We start from the raw sequence: 19,464 nt of genomic DNA on the forward strand, positions 1-19,464 counted from the left end.
GAGGGAAACAAGATGAAAAAAGTTCTCTTCGCAACGACCGCGCTGATCGCGACCGCAAGCGTTGCAGCAGCCGAAGTGAAGTTCAGCGGTTACGGCCGTTTTGGTATTGGTTACATGCAGGATCGCTCCGGCACCGTAACCAACGTTAACACTGGTGTAACCACCACCACCGCAAGCGGCGCGACCGTCACTGGTCAAACCACGACCGGTACAGCAACCGTCGACACCGACAACACCATCCTGGTCTCGCGCTTCCGTCTGAACATCGACGGCATCGTTGAAACCGACGGTGGCGTTCGTTTCGAAGGTCGTGTTCGTCTGCAGGCTGACGAAGATGCCGGCACCGGCGAAGCCAACGCAGCTGGCCTGAACGGCGCACGCTTCTCGGTCATCTACGGTGGTCTGCGTGTTGACGCCGGCAACGTTGCAGGTGCCTTCGACAACTTGGCAAACTACTACGGTAACGAGCCGGGCCTGGAAAACTTCATCGGTCAGTACTCGGGCGTTGACTACAGCTTCCTGGGCTACTCGTCGACCGGTGCAGGCGCAAACGCTGTGTTCTTCCAGTACGCAGTTGGCGACTTCGCCTTCGGCGCATCGTATGACCAGCGCACCATGGCGTTCAACGGCGTTGCATATGACGGCGACCGCTGGGACATCAGCGCAACCTACAGCTTCAACAACGTAACCGCAGCTCTGGCCTACGGTCAGACCGACGGCGCACCTGGTGTTGACAAGCAGTCGCTGACCGTCCTGACCCTGGGCGCAGAATTCGGCGACTTCTCGGGCACCCTGTTTGTTGCTGACGATGACGTTCTGGACGATGCCAAAAACGGCACCGCATACGGTCTGTCGGCTGCCTACAATGTTGGCGCAGCAACGACCCTGACCTTCGCTTACGGTGACGGTTCGGCTGACAACGATACCCAACAGTATGGTATCGGTGCGATCTACGACCTGGGTGGCGGTGCATCGCTGCGCGGTGGTATCGGCCGCTCGAAAGAAGGCGACGGTGACGGCGTTACCCGCGCTGACTTTGGTGCTCAGTTCAACTTCTAAGTTGATCTGAACCACAAGGTTCAAGGGCAGGTCTTCGGACCTGCCCTTTTCTTTTGGGGCAACATGGTGTTTTGCTGCGCGCAAAGCTGATTGAGGTCCCCATGTCCCTGCAAGACATCACTGCCCGCATCGCCAAAGCCGAGAAATCGTCCAGTCGGGCGCAAGGTTCGGTCCGGTTGATTGCCGTGTCCAAAGTTCAACCCAACGACCGGGTCGCCGCCGTCTTGGACCAGGGCCACAGGTGTTTTGGCGAAAACCGCGTGCAAGAGGCCGCTTCCAAGTGGCCGGATTTCAAACAGCGCTATTCCGGCGTCGATCTGCACCTGATTGGCCCTTTGCAGACCAACAAGGCCCGCCAAGCCATGGATCTGTGCGACGCCATCCATTCCGTCGACCGCCCCAAGCTTGCCAATACCCTGGCGCGGCTGGCCCAGGAAAAAGGGGCCTGCCCGGATCTGTTCATTCAGGTCAATACCGGGGAAGAGGATCAAAAGGCCGGTATTCTGCCCGCCGAGGCCGACGGTTTTATTGCCGAATGCCGAGGGCTGGATCTTCCGGTACGGGGCCTGATGTGCATCCCGCCGGTTTCCGAGGAACCCGCATTGCATTTTGCCCTGCTGGCCAAGATCGCCGCGCGCAACGGGCTGGACGGGCTGTCCATGGGGATGAGCAGCGATTTCGAAACCGCCATCGCCCTGGGTGCAACCCATGTGCGCGTGGGCTCGGCCATTTTCGGCGCGCGGGTCAAACCGGAGGAATGATCACCCGCGTTCCGGGGGCAATGCGCCGCGCAATCCATCCAAGGTGATCGCGTCGAAATGCGATGCAGCCCTCGGTCGGGTATCCGGGGCGACGCCATTGGTGCAAAAAGATTGCGGACCCGCGCCCGGCAACGGCATTTGGCCAGTTCCAGTCGGTGACCAGAACCAAATCATATAGCGGGTCAGGCCGCCGCAACGCCTCGTGGCCAAATGCATGGGGCGCGCGCACAGCGTGGTTGTACCGGGTGTCGTTCACATCATCCGACCACAGGTCGCGCGGCCCGATTGGCCGGGCCCAAGCGGCGGGTGGGCCGATCCTGTCTGGCCGGTACAGCATGCCAACGATCCGATGGCACCCGGTGGGCGTTGCCCCGTCACCCTCGCGCTTGTCGTCGGTTCGGCCGCCGCGCCCGATGGTGCAGGGGAAAACCCGGCCACCAAACCTTACCCCTGCCGGGGTAAGCACCAGGTCATCGGGTGTCACAGCAAGTGCCCGGATTTCGCGGCTTTGGTGGCCAGATACCCCCTGTTATGCGCGGTCTCGCCGATTTTCAGCGGCACGCGTTCGGTCACCGCGATGCCGGTTCTTTCCATCATCGCGATCTTGGCGGGGTTGTTTGTGAGCAACCGAACCGAGGCAAAGCCCAGAGATTTAAGGATATCCGAACCCAGGCGGAAATCGCGCTCATCATCTTCAAAGCCCAGGCGGTGGTTGGCCTCGACCGTGTCAAACCCCTGATCCTGAAGGAAATACGCGCGCATCTTGTTGGCCAGTCCAATGCCGCGACCTTCCTGGTTGAGATACAGCAGCACCCCGGCGCCTTCTGTGCCCATCTGGGCCAGCGCGCCGCGCAGCTGCGGCCCGCAATCGCATTTCAGGCTGCCCAAGAGGTCGCCGGTGAAACAGGCCGAATGCAGGCGGGCAAGCACCGGTTTGCTGCGGTCGGGGCGCCCGATTTCAACGGCGTAATGCTCTTCGCCGCCATCGTCGGGGCGAAAGACATGCAGGCGCCCGGCTTCCGAGACTTCCATCGGCAAACGGGCGGACACGACGTCGCGAAGGGGGCTGCGGTCGGCCAGATGCGGCGCGGCGCGTGCGTGGTCGATGCGGGTCAATCCGTGTGCAGCCGCGAACGCTGCGCCATTTTCGACCCCGACCACGACCGCGGCGGGCAAAAGTCGCGCCGATTTGGTTAGCGTGATGGCCACGCGGTGCAGGTTTGCACTGCCCTGCCGCTGTGTCATCAGCGGCCCCTTCATCGGGGCGTTCAGGTCGTCGGACGGGTCGGCAACCGCCTGAACCCACCCGATATCCGCCTCGGCCGGGATGACAACGCGGGCCAGGTCCCCGTCATAGGCCCGCGCCTTGAGCGTTTCGGCCCTGCGGTCGGTGATAGCGACCACCGGTTCGCCGCCAAGGCCGCGCAAATCCGCCAGGCGCTGTGGGCCAAGCGTTTCGGTTGCCACGGCCACAACGCTGAATCCGGTATCATCGGTCACGACAACCGGCACACCCATGCGCAAATCCGCCCGCGCGCGTGCAAGCAATTCGGTGGTTTCTGGATTGAGACTCATATGGGTTAACCTGTAACGCTCTGCCCTTTTTCCTAGCCCTTTCGCTGACAAATGTGAAACATTTCCGCCGCGTCGGACACGAGGGCGTGAGACCGTTGCAGCAATTCTTGCGATTGCAATCCGCGAGCGCAAGTGATGCAAAAGGCTTTGGAGGAACGGGACATGGCTCAACTCAAGAAAATCCTGCTGGTGGATGACGATGAAGACCTGCGCGAGGCGCTCAGCGAGCAGCTCGTGATGACCGAGGATTTCGATGTATTCGAGGCATCCGACGGCCAGTCTGCGATGGAACGTGCCCGCGAGGCGATTTATGACCTGGTCATTCTGGATGTCGGCCTGCCCGACACCGACGGACGAGAGCTGTGCCGCCTGATGCGCAAACAGGGCGTCAAAAGCCCGATCCTGATGCTGACCGGCCATGACAGTGACGCAGACACCATCCTGGGCCTGGATGCCGGTGCAAATGACTATGTGTCCAAGCCGTTCAAATTTCCCGTTCTTTTGGCCCGTATCCGGGCGCAGCTGCGCCAGCATGAGCAATCCGAAGACGCGGTGTTTGTTCTGGGCCCTTACACGTTCAAACCCGCGATGAAGATGCTGATCACCGAAGACGATCGCAAAATCCGGCTGACCGAGAAGGAAACCAATATCCTCAAGTTCCTGTACCGTTCAACGGATGGTGTCGTTGCCCGCGACGTGTTGCTGCACGAGGTTTGGGGATACAATGCCGGTGTGACCACGCACACGTTGGAAACGCACATCTACAGGTTGCGCCAAAAAATCGAGCCCGATCCGTCGAATGCACGCCTTTTGGTCACAGAATCCGGTGGATATCGGCTTGTTTCGTAACTCGCAGTAGATTGACGTGGATCAAAGTGATACCTTTGACCACATAATAGGTTTACTCCCAACCCGTTCATGTCCGGGTAATGACATGTACCTCCCTGTTGGACTGCCGGGCCTGATGGCCCGGCTTTTTTTGTTGAGCGTCTTCGCGATCACTCATGTCTCGGTTGTGGACTGCCAGCCTCCACTCGCTCATAAAGGCTTGGATCACCGGGATAGATGCGTCTTTTGAACCAGTGCCTGAGGCTCAGGTTCTTTAACGGCCTACGCAATTCGGGGGTTGCGCTACGGTCGACCGGATGCCATGTGTTCCTGATATGTTCCAAATATATCGCGAGGTATTCTATGTCCCTAAATTACGTGATGATCGGTTCGAACGATGTCGCAAAAGCGAGGGATTACTTCGATGCCGTCCTGCCTCTGATTGGTGGAACGGTGGTCATGGAATTCATGCCCCATGGATTTTGCTATGGTCTGCGCGGTGGTGGGCGGATTTGGGTCACGCCGCCGTTCAACAAGGAAGCAGCGACGCCAGGCAATGGGAATATGGTCGGTTTGCTGTGCGAAAGTGAAGAAGAAGTGCAGGCAGCCTATGCGGCGGCACTCTCTGCTGGCGGAACCAATGAAGGGGAACCGGGCCCTCGCCCGCAATATGGCCCTGACTTCTACGGAGCTTATGTCCGGGATATTGATGGCAACAAAATGAGTTTCGTCTATTTCGCCGATGCGGACTGATCGCAGCAAAAGCTCGTATCGCCCGCATAGCGGTCATTGACGAACCCTAGCCGTTTGTGGCCTGTTCCCGTTGCGCCCAACGCCGTGCTGCGTCAAGCCAATCGCGACAAAGGAATTCGACCCATGCCCTTTACCCTAGCCACCTGGAACATCAATTCAGTTCGCCTGCGCGAGCCTATCGTGTTGAAATTGTTGCAGGAAGAGGCGCCCGATGTGCTGTGTTTGCAGGAATGCAAATCGCCGGTGGACAAGATTCCGACCGAAGGGTTTGCGGAACTTGGCTATACCCACATGGTGGCCCGTGGGCAAAAGGGGTATAACGGCGTTGCCATCCTGTCGCGCTTGCCTCTGGAAGAAGTGGGCGACAAGGATTTCGCCGGTCTCGGCCATGCGCGCCACATCGCGGGGCGGTTGGAAAACGGCGTTACGATCCACAATTTCTATGTCCCGGCGGGTGGGGACGTTCCGGATCGTGAGGTGAATGAGAAGTTCGGGCAAAAGCTCGATTACCTCACTGACATGCGCGACTGGTTCCGCGCGGAAAAGCCCGAGAAATCCATTTTGGTGGGCGATCTGAACATCGCCCCGCGCGAAGATGATGTCTGGTCGCATAAACAACTGCTCAAGGTTGTGTCGCATACCCCGATCGAGGTTGAGCACCTGGCCGAGACACAGGATGCGGGCGGTTGGGTCGATATCACCCGTCAGGATATCCCCGAAGGGCAGCTTTACAGCTGGTGGTCTTACCGCGCGCGGGATTGGGGTGCGGCAGACAAGGGGCGGCGGCTGGATCATGTCTGGGCCACGTCCGACATTTCGAACGCAGGCCATTCCAGCCGGGTTCTGCGCGCCGCGCGCGGCTGGGAAAAGCCCAGCGATCACGCCCCGGTATTTGCCAGCTTTGATCTTTGAGTCAAACAGCCTGCCAATTCTGCACTTGGTTTCCGGGGCGCGGAGTTGCATATAGTGCGCAAGTTCGAACCAGAGAGTGAATTGTCATGGACCTTTTGAACGCCGCAGCCAGCCCCGCAGCCGCCGACCTGATCAAGGACGGGTCCGAGGCCACGTTCATGGCCGATGTCATTGATGCATCGCAGGACATACCGGTGATCGTCGATTTCTGGGCGCCGTGGTGTGGGCCATGCAAAACGCTCGGCCCCTTGCTGGAAGAGGCCGTAACAGCCGCAAAGGGTGCGGTGAAAATGGTCAAGATCAACGTGGACGAGGCGCAGATGATCGCGTCGCAGCTGCGTATCCAGTCCATTCCGACCGTATACGCCTTTCACAAGGGGCAACCTGTCGATGGCTTTCAGGGGGCCGTCCCAGGGTCCGAGATAAAGGAATTCGTGAACCGTGTGATCGAGGCCGCAGGCGGCGAAAGCCCCGGCGGGCAACTGGATGACGCTGTTCAGGCCGCCGAAGAGATGCTGGCCGAAGGCGCAGCAACAGATGCCGCGCAGACCTTTGCCGCGATCCTGGGTGAGGATCAGAACCATGCCGGGGCCTATGGTGGGCTTGTGCGGTCTCATATCGCGCTGGGTGATCTTGATCAGGCCGAGGCGATCCTGAACGGCGCGCCCGCCGAAATCTCGGCCTCGCCCGAGCTTGAGGCCGCCCATGCGCAGCTTGAGCTGGCCAAACAAGCCGCGGATGCCGGGCCTGTTGCCGATTTGACCGCGGCGGTCGAGGCCGACCCGGACAATCACCAGGCGCGGTTTGACCTTGCGCAGGCCCTGCACGCCAATGGCGACGTCGAGGCCGCAGTCGAACAACTGCTGGACCTGTTCCGCCGTGACCGTGAATGGAACGACGGCGCAGCCAAGGCGCAACTGTTCACGATCTTTGATGCGCTCAAGCCCAATGACCCGGTTGTGCTGAACGGTCGGCGCAAGCTCAGCTCGATGATATTTGCCTAAATCGGGAACAGGGCTACACTCGGTTACATGATGCATCCTGCCGACCTGCCGGAAACGGTCCCCGTTTTCCCGCTGCCCGGGGCGCTTTTGCTGCCCCGGTCGCGCCTGCCCCTGCATATTTTCGAACCGCGCTATCTGCAAATGCTGGACGACGCGTTGAAGACGCAGGAAAGACTGATCGGGATGGTTCAGCCGAACCCGTGTCAAAGCAAAGATGACAAGTTGCATCAGATCGGCTGCGCGGGCCGGGTGACCCAGTTCTCCGAAACCGAAGATGGCCGTTACCTGATTACGCTGACCGGAATATCGCGGTTCCGCGTCAAATCCGAGCTGGATGGGTTTACCCCCTATCGCCGGTGTTCCGTCTGCTGGGACGGATTCGACCGCGACCTGGGAAAAACAGAGATCGACGACAGGTTCGACCGCAGCCGGTTCCTGACCCTGTTGGAGAAATTCTTTGCCTCGCGCCAATTGTCGACCGATTGGGAAACACTGAAAGACGCCGAGGACGAACTTTTGGTGAATTCGCTGTCCATGCTTTTGGACTTTGACGCCGAAGACAAACAAGCCCTGCTTGAAGCGCCCTGTTTGCGCACGCGCCGCGAAACCCTTGTGACATTGATCGAATTTGCCATGCGCGGCGGATCAAATGAGGAAGCAATGCAATGACCGAAGCCCAATTTGCCTTTGATCGCCACATGCTTGAGGCGCTGATCTGCCCGCAAACCCACACCACGCTGCATTACGATGCCGACCGGCAAGAGCTGGTGTCAAAGGCTGCTGGGCTGGCATTTCCTATTCGGAACGGCATTCCGGTGATGCTTGTGGACGAGGCCCGCGCGCTGGACTAGATCGCGCGACCCTGCAGCAATTTCGGCAGGTCTCCGGTCAGGCCGGCGGCCTCGCGCACGAAGCCCCGGCGCAGCCCGGGCAGGGCACCCACGACGCCCATACCGATATCGCGCCCGAGGCGCAGCAATGGGTTGTCGTTGGAAAACAGCTTGTTGAACACGTCCGTGGCCATCGCCAGGGCGGCCGTGTCGAACCTGCGCCATTCCTGATACCGCTCCAGAACCAGGGGCGACCCGATATCCTCGCCTCGTCTGCCCGCCAGGGTCAGCACTTCGGCAAGCGCGCCGACATCACGCAGCCCCGCGTTCAGGCCTTGCCCCGCGATCGGGTGCATGCCATGCGCCGCATCGCCGACCAGTGCCAGCCGCTCGCCAATAAAGGAATTGGCGATTGTCAGGTTCAGCGGATAGGTAAAGCGATCACCCTGAAGGCGGATGTCGCCCAGGAAATCTCCGAACCGAGGTCTGAGCACCTGCAGGTAATCGGCTTCGGACATGGCCGCGATGCGCCGGGCGGTCTCGGTGCGCTCGCTCCAGACGATCGAGCTGCGGTTGCCGGTCAGCGGCAGGATGGCCAATGGGCCGGGCGGCATAAAGAACTGATGCGCAATTCCATGATGCGGCAGGTCGTGTTCGATTGCGCAGACAAGCGCGGTCTGGCCGTAATCCCACCCGGACCGCCGTATCCCCGCGCGTTGGGCTGTGCCGCTGCGGCGGCCGTCACACCCGACCAGCACGCTGCCCGCAATTACCGATCCGTCATCCAGGGTCAGCGAAACCCCGGACGGGGCGGTTTCCTGCGCAACCACGGTGCGGCCGCTGATTTCAGTGATACGGCTGTCTTCGGCCATGGCATCCAGAAACGCGCGGCGCAGATGGCGGTCTTCGACCATAAAGCCCATCGGGCCTTCTTCGATTTCCGCGTGGTCAAAATGCATGAAAAAGGGCGATGGCCCCATGCCCGCATGGCCATCGGTGACCTTGATCTCAAGCATCGGCTGCGCGTGATCGGAAACCCGGTCCCAGACGCCCGTGCTGTGCAGCAGACGCTGAGATGCCAGCGCAAGGGCATAGGCACGACCGTCAAATGCCGCGTTCTTGCGCACCTTCTGGGCCAGCGCGTCGACAACCGTTACGGTGCTGCCTGCCTGCGCCAGAGCCAGCGCCAGGGCTGGCCCGTTCAGGCCGCCGCCCACGATCAAGATATCTGATGCCTGTGTCATGACACGCAATATGCGCGCCCTTTCGGGATTGTCCATGTGCGGTCCTGTCGCTACCGTCCGTCCAGCGTGAAAACGACGGGGGACGCGATGCAGGACTGGTTGACCATGACGGCGTGTGATCTGGGGCGCGGTATCGGCATGGGGCAGATCGACCCGGTTGATCTGACGGAAACCTACCTTGCGGCCATCGACGACCATCCCCATCGCGACAGGATCTACGTCAGGGTGACCCACGACCGGGCGCGAGCCGAGGCACAAGCCGCCAGCGAACGGGCCGGGCTGGGGTTGCGCCGCTCACTTCTGGACGGGGTGCCGATCAGTTGGAAAGACCTGTTCGACACGGCAGGGATCGAGACCCAGGCCGGGTCCGATCTGTTGAAGGGCCGGGTGCCGGATGCTGATGCGGCGGTCTTGCGCAATGCCACCTCGCTGGGGGCGGTCTGCCTTGGCAAGACCCATATGAGCGAGCTGGCCTTTTCAGGGCTTGGATTGAACCCGATCACCAGCACGCCCCCCTGCATCAATGACCAGGACGCGGTCCCCGGCGGGTCATCTTCGGGTGCTGCGGCATCTGTTGCCTGGGGGTTGGCCGCCTGCGGAATTGGCTCGGATACCGGGGGGTCGGTGCGCATCCCGTCGGCCTGGAATGATCTGGTTGGATTGAAAACCACCGCCGGCCGCGTCAGCCTGGAAGGCACCGTGCCGCTGTGCCTGCGGTTTGATACCGTGGGGCCGCTTGCGCGTTCGGTCGAAGATGCGGCGCATATGCTGGCCCTGCTCGAAGCGGGCAGCCCGGCGGATCTGCGTGGCGCAAGCCTGAAGGGCAGGCGGTTTGCCGACTTGCAAACCGTGGCGCAGGACGACCTGCGGGATGCACCAAAACGCGCTTATGATGAGGCGCTGCTTCGCCTGTCAGACGCAGGGGCCGAGATCGTTCCCCTCGACGTCCCTGAACTGACCGTGGCCATGGGGCTTTCCGGTGTTCTTTACACGACCGAGGCCTATGGCCTGTGGCGGGATGTGATCGAAGCCAACCCCGATGTCATGTATCCCGAAATCCTCAAACGTTTCCGCGCCGGTCGTGATGTGCCGGGTCACGAATATATCGCAGCGTGGTCCCGGCTGAAGGCCTGCCGGAGCGCGTGGGACGCAGCCACAGCCGGTTTCGATGCCGTTTTGGCCCCCACTGCACCCATCATGCCCCCCAACCTGGACCGCCTGATGAGTGATGAGGCATATTATGTGACCGAAAACCTGCTGGCGCTGCGCAATACACGCATCGGCAACCTGATGGGGCTGGCCGCGCTGACCCTGCCGACGGGAACCGCTGGTTGCGGCCTTATGATGATGGGGTATCCGGGTTCGGAAGAGGCGCTGTTGCGGCTGGGTTCCGCCGCCGAGGCAGCTTTGGCCTGAATGCCACAATCCCCTGATTCGGAACCTCTTTGTCTGGACGAAGCGGTGTGCGATCTGTAACCTGTCTGGCAAACGGGGCGAAAATGATCCCGGTATTGAGGCAGTTGTTATGAATTTCCCCGAGCGGTTTTCGGACCTACCGGCCTATGCATTCCCGCGTTTGCGCGCCTTGCTTGACCATCACAAGCCGGGCGGTGACGTTATTCACATGACCATCGGAGAGCCCAAACACGCCTTTCCGGCATGGGTGACGGATGTCATCATGGAAAACGCGGCCGGGTTTCAGGGATACCCGCCGAACGAGGGGTCGCCGGACTTGCGCGCGGCCATTTCCGGCTGGATCAACCGACGTTATGGCGTCGAGATGGACCCCGACACCAGCATCATGGCCCTCAACGGCACGCGCGAGGGGCTGTATAACGCGGCGATGGCGCTGTGCCCGGAACAGAAGAACGGCCAGCAGCCGGTCATCCTGTGCCCGAACCCGTTCTATCAGGTCTATATGGTGGCTTCGATCTCGGTTGGGGCGCAGCCTGTTTTTGTACCGGCAACAGCGGCCACCGGGCATTTGCCCGACTATGCCGGACTGCCCGAGGACGTGCTGAACCGCACCGCCGTGGCCTATATCTGTTCGCCTGCCAATCCGCAGGGTGCGGTTGCATCGCGCGATTACTGGGCCGATCTGATCGGGCTGGCCGAGAAATACGATTTCCGCATCTTTGCCGATGAATGCTATTCCGAGATTTATCGCGACACGGCCCCCACCGGTGTTCTGACCGTGGCGAAAGAGCTGGGCGCCGATCCCGAGCGGATCACGCTGTTCAACTCGCTGTCCAAACGGTCGAACCTTGCCGGGCTGCGATCGGGCCTGATTGCAGGCGGCCCCGAAACGATCAAACGTGTCAAGCAGTTGCGCAATTATGCAGGGGCCCCGTTGCCGCTGCCATTGCAGGCCGCCGCCGCGCGCGTCTGGTCCGACGAGGTGCATGTGGCGGAAAACCGTGCCCTGTACCAAGAGAAATACGCCATCGCAGACCAGGTCTTTGCCGATGTTCAGGGCTATATGCCGCCCGAGGCGGGGTTCTTTCTGTGGCTGCCGGTGGATAACGGCGAAGAAACGGCATTGAAGCTGTGGCAGGAAACCGGTGTCCGTGTCCTGCCCGGCGCATATCTTTCACAAGGTGATCCGGGCCAGAACCCGGGCGAAGAATTTATCAGGGTCGCGTTGGTGGCCCCAAAAACAGAGATGCAGCGCGGGCTAAGAACGCTTCGCGACTGTGTCTATTCGTGAGGTACGAGGGCAAAATGGCATCTTACAACGCGCGCAACCGCGATCCATTGCTGGACAGCACCACTCAGGCCGCAATCGAACGGCGCAGCAAGGAACTGATCGGCATCGCACTGATCCTGCTGGGCCTGGCTTCGGCGGCCATGATCTGGTCCTACACGCCGGACGATCCGAACTGGATGGTGTCGACCGACGCACAGGTGCAGAACTGGATGGGCCGCTTTGGCGCATCTCTTGCGGCGCCCCTGTTCATGATCGTTGGCTGGGGCAGTTGGAGCATTGCGCTGGTCCTGATCGGCTGGGGCGTTCGCTTTGCCGGACATTTCGGCGAGGACCGCGCCGTTTCGCGCCTGATCTTTGCCCCGATCTGGATCGCGATCGTGTCGGTCTACGCCGCCACGCTTGTCCCCGGAGATGAATGGCGCGCGACGCATAGTTTTGGCTTGGGCGGCCTGTTCGGCGACACCGTAATGGGGGCATTGCTTACGGTTCTGCCGGTTTCTTCCCATTTCGTGGTCAAGCTGATGTCGCTGGCAATGGCCGTGGGCATGTTGGCGCTGGGCCTGTTTGTGCTGGGCTTTTCCAAGGCCGACGTTCAGCGCGGGTTCCGTTCGTTCCTGCTGGGACTTGTCATGTCCTACGACTTTTTGATGACCATGCTGGGCCGTGGCGCGGCCGTAACCGCCCGTGCTGCCCGTGACCGGCGGTCGCAGTGGGAAGAGCGCAAGGCCGACCGGACCGAACCTGCCCTGGCCAGTTTCGATGACGAAGTGGCCTATGACGATCTTTACGAAGAAGAGCCGGAGCCTATTGCACCGGAACCGGCGGCCAAAACAGGGTTGCTGGCACGCATGCCGGCCCTGATCCGCCGCCCCGAACCGATGCCGGTTGCCGAACTGATCGACCCCGAACCGGTGGACGGGTATGACGAAATGCCGGGCGAGGACCGTATCCGGTCCAAGATTTCCGCAGCCGTGCGCAATCGCAAAGTGGCGACGGGTGAAATGGCACCGGTTCCGGACCCTGATCGCCCGCTGACCAAGGGGCGCGGGCGCGGGCCTGATCCGCTGATCCTGAACGCGCAGCAATCGGGGCAACTGCCGCCCGAGCCGCCATTGACCGCGGATAGCCTGCCGCCGGAACCGACAGTGTCGGCCCTTGACGTGCAGGAATGGACCGAACCGCAGGACCCATCTGTTCAGGAATCGCGCGCCGACACACAGCCTGCGGTGCAGGAACCGGACGACGATGACGAGGCCGTCTTCGAAGACCCCCAGACCCCCCGGCAGGCAATGAAGATACCCGCCGCCGAACCGCGCAAGCCCGTGGTGGCCCAGCCCGTGCGCCGCAATGTCCTGCCGTCACGGCGGGCGCAGGCCGAGGCTCAGCCTGCCTTGTCCTTTGAAGAACGGCATTCGGATTTCGAATTGCCGCCGCTGGGTTTGTTGTCCAACCCGTCGGCCATTCAGCGCCATCACCTCAGCGATGAGGCGCTGGAAGAAAACGCGCGCATGCTGGAAAACGTGCTGGATGACTATGGCGTCAAGGGCGAGATCGTCAGCGTGCGCCCCGGTCCGGTCGTCACGATGTACGAGCTTGAGCCCGCGCCGGGTTTGAAAGCCAGCCGCGTGATTGGTCTGGCCGATGACATCGCCCGCTCGATGTCGGCGCTGTCGGCACGGGTTTCGACCTTGCCGGGCCGCTCGGTAATCGGGATCGAACTGCCCAACGAGAACCGCGAAATGGTGGTTCTGCGGGAGATTCTGGCCAGCCGGGACTTTGGCGATGGCAACCAGGCGCTGCCGCTGGCGCTGGGCAAGGATATCGGTGGCGAATCCGTCGTGGCCAACCTGGCCAAGATGCCTCACCTGCTGATTGCGGGGACCACCGGGTCGGGTAAATCCGTTGCCATCAACACGATGATCCTGTCGCTGCTCTATAAGCTGACGCCGGATGAATGCCGCCTGATCATGATCGACCCCAAGATGCTGGAACTATCCGTCTATGATGGCATTCCTCACCTGCTGTCGCCGGTTGTGACAGACCCGAAAAAGGCGGTTGTCGCCCTGAAATGGGTCGTGGGCGAGATGGAGGACCGCTATCGCAAAATGTCCAAGATGGGCGTGCGAAACATCGCGGGTTACAATGGTCGCGTAAAGGACGCGCTCGACAAGGGCGAGATGTTCAGCCGCACGGTCCAGACCGGTTTCGATGACGAGACCGGAGAGCCGATGTTCGAAACCGAAGAATTTGAACCCAAGGCGATGCCCTATATCGTTGTCATCGTCGACGAAATGGCCGACCTGATGATGGTCGCAGGCAAAGAGATCGAAGCCTGCATCCAGCGTCTGGCGCAAATGGCGCGGGCCTCGGGCATTCACCTGATCATGGCGACACAGCGCCCCTCGGTCGACGTGATCACTGGCACGATCAAGGCGAACTTCCCAACCCGGATTTCGTTCCAGGTGACCTCGAAAGTCGACAGCCGGACCATTCTGGGCGAAATGGGGGCCGAGCAGCTGCTGGGGCAGGGCGATATGCTTTACATGGCGGGCGGCGCCAAGATCACCCGCTGCCATGGTCCGTTTGTCTCGGATGAAGAGGTTGAAGAAGTGGTCAACCACCTCAAGCAGTTCGGACCGCCGGATTATGTCGGGGGTGTTGTCGAAGGCCCGGCAGATGAAAAGGCCGACAATATCGACGCCGTCCTGGGCCTGAATACCGGTGGCAACACGAACGGAGAAGACGCGCTGTATGATCAGGCGGTGGCTATCGTGATCAAGGATCGCAAATGCTCGACCTCGTACATTCAGCGAAAACTGGCCATCGGGTACAACAAGGCCGCGCGCCTGGTCGAACAGATGGAAGACGAAGGCGTAGTTTCGCCGGCCAACCATGTCGGCAAGCGCGAAATTCTGGTGCCCGAACAATAGGGCATTCCCAAACGGGGGCAGAGTGCATATCTGCAATGTCATGAAACAGATTGCCTTTGCCCTTGCCCTTACCCTGGCTGCTCCGGCGGCCTGGGCTGCCGAAAAGCTGCCCCTGTCCGCGATCTCGAACTATCTGAACCAGCTCAAGACGGTTCAGACCACGTTCACGCAGGTCAATGACGACGGGTCGTTGAGCACCGGAAAGCTCTGGCTTCAGCGGCCCGGCAAGATGCGTTTCGAATACGATCCACCGACCAGCGCCGTGGTCCTTGCCCAGGCGGGTACGGTGATGATCTTTGACCCGAAATCCAACCAGCCGCCGGAACAATACCCGCTCAGGCGGACACCGCTTTCGCTGGTGCTAAGCCGAAACGTCAACTTGGGTCAGGCCAACATGGTTGTGGGGCATGACTTTGACGGCACCGCAACGGTCGTGACCGCGCAAGACCCAAAGAACCCCGAAACAGGCCGGATCGAACTGATGTTCACAGGCGACCCGATCGAGCTGCGGAAATGGGTCATTCACGATAACGCAGGGACGCAGACAACCGTTCTGTTGGGGCCCCTGACCACCGGCGGAACCCTGAACCAGAACCTGTTTTCGAAAAAAACACGCAGCGGATCAGACGACCGCTGATCCGCCCGTTTTGTGTCCCGGCTCAGTGGCGACAGCTGGCCAGCTGCGCCTGGTATCGCTGCGCGCGCGCGTCTACGTCATTGGCAACGTTCAAAAGCCATGACTTGCTGTTATAGCTGCCGCGGGCATATCCGGTGTGGCCTTCGTGATAGGCCAGATACTGGTTGCGCGTGTCCGCCGGGTGGATTCCGTTGCGTTCATAGCTTTTGTTCATGTACCAGCCCATGAAGTCCGACGCGTCCCGGATGCGATCCCGCTTGGCGCGGCGTTTCCCCGTTTCGCGCTGGTATTGTTCCCAGGTGCCATCTAGGGCCTGGCTGAAGCCATAGGCGCTGCTTTGGCGGCCCATAGGAATTACGCCCAGCACATATTTATGCGGCGTGCGCGCGTCGTGCTTGTAACGGCTTTCCTGGTAGATGGTCGCCATCTGAACGTGAACGGGAATGCCCCATTTACGCTCGGTGCTTTTGAACGCCTTGATGTAATCGGGGCGTTCGCGCGCAATGCTGCACGCGTTGTTCAGGTTGCTGGGCGGGCGTTGCGACCCACCCCCACAGGATGCCAAAAGCAGCACCCCGAAGAGTACGAAAAGAAGTCTGCTCATGTGCCTCGTATGCCTCGGGCCGATTTTTTCCGGCATTCTAGCGCAGATTGAGCTTTGAGGAAATCACTTTCGTTACAAAACAATAGCCAGGATGACCGAAAGCGCACCAACCGACATCGCGGTCGAGACCATCACCATGCCCGCAACGGCATCAGCATCTGCCTCGAAGCGTTCGGCCAATAGGTACGAGGTGACCGCCACGGGCATGCAAGCCTGCAATACAAGAACGCCAAAGGCGACATCGTCCAGGCCGAAAGCCAGCGCCAAAAGCCATCCCAGTGCGAAACAGACCACAAGTTTCAGAAGGGACAGCCAAACGGCCTGCCCCAGCTTTTGCGTCGACAGGCGGGCAATCGCGACGCCCAGGGTGATCAACATCAGCGGGATGGCCATCTGTCCCAGCAGGTCCAGCGTATTGGTCAGAAAGACGGGCGTTTGCCAGCCGCGCCACAGGAACAGTGCGCCCAGCAGGGTCGCCCAGACCATCGGTTCCCGGATGACCTTGGTGATCGACCCCTTGCCCGCCACAAGATAGATGCCAAGGGTGAATGACAACAACGCCGTGACCGCCAGGAACACGACCGCATATCCCAGTCCGGCCTGCCCGAATGCGAACATGCATATCGGTATCCCCACATTCCCGGTATTTCCGAATATCAGCGGCGCCAGGTACGTTCTCTGGTCTAGATGCGCCCCCCGCGCGATCAGCCAGAACCCAACCGCCAGCGCCCCGTTGACCAAAAACGCCGCCAGCGTAAAGCGGGACAGCTCGCCGCCGGGAATGTCGGTTTGCATCAGGGCCACGAAAATCAGGCTAGGAACCGCAAGGGTCATGGCAAATCGGGTCACGAATTGCAGGCGGTATTCGAAACCCAGCCTGACCCAGGCATATCCGACCCCCGCCAACAAAAAGACGGGGGCGACGATTTCAAACACTGTTAGAACGAGGTTCACAGACTGTTTCCCTGATTTTCAGATCAATGATTGGCATTCCGGTTCGGAAAGAGGTAGTAAATGGTTTGGGGGCTGAAACAATGCTGAAGACACATGCCAAGTACCGCCTGGGTCAGGTGGTTCGCCATAAAAAACATCCCTTCCGAGGGGTGATTTTTGACGTGGACCCGGAATTTGCAAACACAGAAGAATGGTATCAGGCGATCCCGGAAGACAGCCGTCCGATCAAGGATCAGCCGTTCTATCACTTGCTGGCCGAGAACGATCAATCCTTCTATGTGGCTTATGTTTCTGAACAAAATTTGATCGCTGACCAGTCTGGCGAGCCCGTGGACCACCCGGATATTCCCAACATGTTCGGTCCTTTCGAAGACGGATCGTACCCGTTGCATTTTCAGCTGAACTGATCCGGCACGGACGCACCGAAGGGGCGTCAATACCCCAGGGCGCACCCGTCCTTGCGGGGGTCGCTGGCGCCTTGCAGAACCCCGTCTGGCCGGATTCGAATGGCCTGGGCCCCTCCGATCGGGCTGTCAGGCGTGACAACAGTGTGGCCTAATTCGGACAATTGTTTCCCGACCTGTGGCGCAAAACCGCTTTCCAGTTTCAGGACCGCACCGTCGGCAAAGGCGCGCGGCGCATCAATGCTGTGCTGCAAACCCAGGTCATAATCGACAAGGTTGGTCAGCAGGCGCGCATGCCCTGCGGGCTGGTACGCCCCGCCCATGACGCCAAAGGGCATCGCCACTTTTCCATTGGCGCGCAGCATACCGGGGATGATCGTGTGCATGGGGCGTTTTCCACCACCCAATTGGTTTGGATGCCCTGGTTCCAAGGTGAACCCGGCGCCGCGGTTTTGCAGCAAAATCCCAAACTTGTCGGATGCGATGCCCGAGCCGAACCCGTGATAGATCGAATAGATCAGCGAAACCGACATCCGGTCCCGGTCAACAACGGTGATATAGACCGTGTCTTTGTGAACGGCCTCTGTCAGCGGTGCCGCAGCGGGGATAACCCGGCGCGGGTCGATAAGGTCAGCCAGGCGCGCGGCGGTTTCGGGGGCAAGAAATTGCTCGGTTCGCGCGGATATGTCGGGGTCCGCGATGAACTGGTTGCGCGCGTCATAGGCCAGCTTGGCGGCCTCGGCTTCGATATGCACGCGTTCGGCGCCAAAGGGATCGAGCTTTTCCAGATCGAATTGTTTCAGAATACCAAGCAACAGGATCGCAGTGGCCCCCTGACCGTTTGGCGGATGCTCAAGCAGTTCGACACCGTTATAGGATCCGGCAATCGGCACAGTGTGGGTGCATTCGGTATCGGCAAAATCCGTGTCAGTATGAACACCGCCCCGTTCCGCAAGGGCCGCAATCATGTCGTCGGCAATTTCGCCCGTGTAGAACGCGTCTCGCCCGTGCCGTGCGATGCGGCGCAGGACCTCTGCCTGCTGCGGGGCCCGGAATATCTGCCCGACACGAGGTGCCTGCCCGTCGATCAGAAAATGCTGGCGGGCCGCGCCTTGCAAAACCTTTGCGTCATCGGCCCAGTCGAAGGCCACGCGTGGCGCGACGGGGACGCCTTCCTCGGCATAGTGGATTGCCGGTTGCAACAGCGCCGCAAGGCCCAGCCGCCCTTCGGTCTGGGCCAGGTGGCAGAATGCGTCGACGGCACCGGGGATTGTAACCGCTTCGGGGCCATGCAGCGGAACAGCGGTCAGGCCGCGGTCGCGCAGCATCTGCGCGTCGGCCGCCGCCGGGGCCCGGCCCGACCCGTTCAGGCCGCGCACCTCGTCTTCTCCGGCGCGGTTGTACAGAACAAAACAATCCCCGCCGATCCCGGTCATCTGAGGCTCGCAAATGCCCAAAAGAACCGCTCCGGCGATGGCGGCGTCCATGGCGTTGCCGCCGTCGGTCAGAATATCCAGTGCCACCTTGGCTGCCAGCGGATGAGAGGTTGCGCACATCCCTTGCGTTGCCAACACCTCGGACCGGCCCGGCCTGTGAAAATCTCGCATTGTCAGGATCCCCTTGGAACAGCCTGACATTAGGCGGCGTCAGGGCAATGTCCAGTCGTATCGGGGGGGGAGGTCCTCGGCGCCGTTCACTGGGTGGGGGCTGTGACACATGGCGCCGAGGGAAGCTATCTGAGCTACCCTGTCTGTATGAGGGTCCATTGCGGCGCGACAATGGTCCGATCTGGGCGTTATTGTGGCCAGTTAGCGTGGGTCGCGCAGGTCGAACAGCAATGTCAGCTGGTTCTGACCGCACCGCCGCTGGTACCGGATTTCACGGGTCAGTTCGCGGATCAGGAACCAGCCGAACCCGCCCTCGGGCAGGTCCTGGATGGTGGTTCCTATTTCCGATGGTATCCCGTCGGGCGCCTGAAGACCGGGCAAGGGTTTGCCGGTGTCAGAAATAAGAACCTTCAACGTGTCCTTGCACAAACAGCAGGTCACTTGCACCGCGGCGGGCGCAACATCTGAATAGGCATGTTCGACAACGTTGTTGATCGCTTCGGCCAGCGCAATTTTCACGTCACCGGCCCTGTGTAGGGGCAGCCCGTGTTCTGTCAGCCGTGCGCTGAGGGTCGCGATACCGCTGCTTGCATCCGCCTCGGCGGCGGGGAAGCTCAGCTCAAGGCAACCATTGTCACAAAAGCGGGTCACGCCT

General features: G+C 60.7%; 20 protein-coding genes. 13 read left to right on the plus strand and 7 right to left on the minus strand.

The features are described 5' to 3' along the window. The first annotated feature begins 12 nt into the window (after nucleotides 1-12). Together ACXAG8_RS10505 and ACXAG8_RS10510 are read left to right on the plus strand one after the other, a co-directional pair. Nucleotides 13-1,059: a porin gene (locus ACXAG8_RS10505; RefSeq protein WP_475223882.1), complete on the plus strand. Its 1,047-nt coding sequence runs from the start codon at nucleotides 13-15 to the stop codon at nucleotides 1,057-1,059. A gap of 101 nt (nucleotides 1,060-1,160) precedes the next feature. After that, nucleotides 1,161-1,820 (plus strand): YggS family pyridoxal phosphate-dependent enzyme, encoded by a 660-nt coding sequence (locus tag ACXAG8_RS10510; RefSeq protein WP_475223884.1) that lies wholly within the window; start codon nucleotides 1,161-1,163, stop codon nucleotides 1,818-1,820. Here ACXAG8_RS10510 and ACXAG8_RS10515 read toward each other — a convergent pair. Further along, nucleotides 1,804-2,304, minus strand: coding sequence for a L,D-transpeptidase family protein (locus ACXAG8_RS10515; protein ID WP_475223886.1), 501 nt, complete (start codon nucleotides 2,302-2,304; stop codon nucleotides 1,804-1,806). The two genes, ACXAG8_RS10510 and ACXAG8_RS10515, sit on opposite strands and share 17 nt — an antisense overlap. Next, nucleotides 2,301-3,395: a GTP cyclohydrolase II gene (gene ribA / locus ACXAG8_RS10520; RefSeq protein WP_475223889.1), complete on the minus strand. Its 1,095-nt coding sequence runs from the start codon at nucleotides 3,393-3,395 to the stop codon at nucleotides 2,301-2,303. The genes ACXAG8_RS10515 and ribA overlap by 4 nt, the downstream gene beginning before the upstream one ends. A 162-nt stretch (nucleotides 3,396-3,557) precedes the next feature. Between ribA and ACXAG8_RS10525 the strand changes: the two genes are divergently transcribed. The 6 genes from ACXAG8_RS10525 to ACXAG8_RS10550 all read left to right on the plus strand — a co-directional run bounded on the left by ACXAG8_RS10525 (nucleotide 3,558) and on the right by ACXAG8_RS10550 (nucleotide 7,743). Continuing rightward, a complete protein-coding gene (locus ACXAG8_RS10525) occupies nucleotides 3,558-4,244 on the plus strand; it encodes a response regulator transcription factor (protein ID WP_093964262.1) in 687 nt (228 codons plus the stop codon). Between the two features lie 360 nt (nucleotides 4,245-4,604). Continuing rightward, nucleotides 4,605-4,976: a VOC family protein gene (locus ACXAG8_RS10530; protein WP_475223892.1), complete on the plus strand. Its 372-nt coding sequence runs from the start codon at nucleotides 4,605-4,607 to the stop codon at nucleotides 4,974-4,976. A 123-nt stretch (nucleotides 4,977-5,099) separates the two neighbouring features. Next, nucleotides 5,100-5,888 carry an exodeoxyribonuclease III gene (locus tag ACXAG8_RS10535; RefSeq protein WP_475223894.1) on the plus strand — a complete coding sequence of 263 codons (789 nt, stop codon included), beginning with the start codon at nucleotides 5,100-5,102 and terminating at the stop codon, nucleotides 5,886-5,888. Between the two features lie 86 nt (nucleotides 5,889-5,974). After that, on the plus strand, nucleotides 5,975-6,892 hold the full coding sequence (gene trxA / locus ACXAG8_RS10540) for a thioredoxin (RefSeq protein WP_475223896.1): 918 nt from the start codon (nucleotides 5,975-5,977) through the stop codon (nucleotides 6,890-6,892). A gap of 27 nt (nucleotides 6,893-6,919) precedes the next feature. Next, nucleotides 6,920-7,561 (plus strand): LON peptidase substrate-binding domain-containing protein, encoded by a 642-nt coding sequence (locus ACXAG8_RS10545; protein WP_475223898.1) that lies wholly within the window; start codon nucleotides 6,920-6,922, stop codon nucleotides 7,559-7,561. Beyond that, complete coding sequence (locus tag ACXAG8_RS10550; RefSeq protein ID WP_475223901.1) at nucleotides 7,558-7,743, plus strand: Trm112 family protein; 186 nt, start codon at nucleotides 7,558-7,560, stop codon at nucleotides 7,741-7,743. Before ACXAG8_RS10545 ends, ACXAG8_RS10550 begins: the two co-directional genes overlap by 4 nt. On the opposite strand, the gene ACXAG8_RS10555 is transcribed toward ACXAG8_RS10550, so the two are convergent. Further along, nucleotides 7,740-8,966 carry an FAD-dependent monooxygenase gene (locus ACXAG8_RS10555; RefSeq protein ID WP_475223906.1) on the minus strand — a complete coding sequence of 409 codons (1,227 nt, stop codon included), beginning with the start codon at nucleotides 8,964-8,966 and terminating at the stop codon, nucleotides 7,740-7,742. The two genes, ACXAG8_RS10550 and ACXAG8_RS10555, sit on opposite strands and share 4 nt — an antisense overlap. An 87-nt stretch (nucleotides 8,967-9,053) precedes the next feature. Between ACXAG8_RS10555 and ACXAG8_RS10560 the strand changes: the two genes are divergently transcribed. From ACXAG8_RS10560 to ACXAG8_RS10575, 4 genes are all read left to right on the plus strand, one after another. Next, complete coding sequence (locus ACXAG8_RS10560; RefSeq protein ID WP_475223908.1) at nucleotides 9,054-10,382, plus strand: amidase; 1,329 nt, start codon at nucleotides 9,054-9,056, stop codon at nucleotides 10,380-10,382. Nucleotides 10,383-10,491: 109 nt separating this feature from the next. Continuing rightward, the gene (locus ACXAG8_RS10565; RefSeq protein ID WP_475223910.1) at nucleotides 10,492-11,673 is read left to right on the plus strand and encodes an aminotransferase class I/II-fold pyridoxal phosphate-dependent enzyme; all 1,182 of its coding nucleotides are present in this window, start codon (nucleotides 10,492-10,494) and stop codon (nucleotides 11,671-11,673) included. A 14-nt stretch (nucleotides 11,674-11,687) separates the two neighbouring features. Continuing rightward, on the plus strand, nucleotides 11,688-14,603 hold the full coding sequence (locus ACXAG8_RS10570) for a DNA translocase FtsK (protein WP_475223912.1): 2,916 nt from the start codon (nucleotides 11,688-11,690) through the stop codon (nucleotides 14,601-14,603). A 40-nt stretch (nucleotides 14,604-14,643) separates the two neighbouring features. Further along, on the plus strand, nucleotides 14,644-15,240 hold the full coding sequence (locus tag ACXAG8_RS10575) for a LolA family protein (RefSeq protein WP_475223914.1): 597 nt from the start codon (nucleotides 14,644-14,646) through the stop codon (nucleotides 15,238-15,240). A gap of 22 nt (nucleotides 15,241-15,262) precedes the next feature. Here the strand turns inward: ACXAG8_RS10575 and ACXAG8_RS10580 are convergent, their stop codons facing one another. Both ACXAG8_RS10580 and ACXAG8_RS10585 read right to left on the minus strand, forming a co-directional pair. Then, complete coding sequence (locus tag ACXAG8_RS10580; protein ID WP_475223918.1) at nucleotides 15,263-15,844, minus strand: transglycosylase SLT domain-containing protein; 582 nt, start codon at nucleotides 15,842-15,844, stop codon at nucleotides 15,263-15,265. 72 nt (nucleotides 15,845-15,916) lie between these two features. After that, nucleotides 15,917-16,798, minus strand: coding sequence for an AEC family transporter (locus ACXAG8_RS10585; protein WP_475223920.1), 882 nt, complete (start codon nucleotides 16,796-16,798; stop codon nucleotides 15,917-15,919). An 80-nt stretch (nucleotides 16,799-16,878) separates the two neighbouring features. On the opposite strand from ACXAG8_RS10585, the gene hspQ reads away from it, so the two are divergent. Beyond that, entirely contained in the window at nucleotides 16,879-17,205 is a 327-nt protein-coding gene (gene hspQ, locus ACXAG8_RS10590; protein WP_475224154.1) for a heat shock protein HspQ, read from the plus strand. A 26-nt stretch (nucleotides 17,206-17,231) separates the two neighbouring features. Here the strand turns inward: hspQ and ACXAG8_RS10595 are convergent, their stop codons facing one another. Together ACXAG8_RS10595 and ACXAG8_RS10600 are read right to left on the minus strand one after the other, a co-directional pair. Beyond that, nucleotides 17,232-18,809, minus strand: a complete 1,578-nt coding sequence (locus ACXAG8_RS10595; RefSeq protein ID WP_475223922.1) for a gamma-glutamyltransferase family protein — start codon at nucleotides 18,807-18,809, stop codon at nucleotides 17,232-17,234. Nucleotides 18,810-19,010: 201 nt separating this feature from the next. Continuing rightward, complete coding sequence (locus tag ACXAG8_RS10600; RefSeq protein ID WP_475223924.1) at nucleotides 19,011-19,460, minus strand: ATP-binding protein; 450 nt, start codon at nucleotides 19,458-19,460, stop codon at nucleotides 19,011-19,013. Between the last annotated feature and the right edge of the window lie 4 nt (nucleotides 19,461-19,464).

This window comes from Ruegeria sp. ABD4_443 (assembly GCF_056160865.1).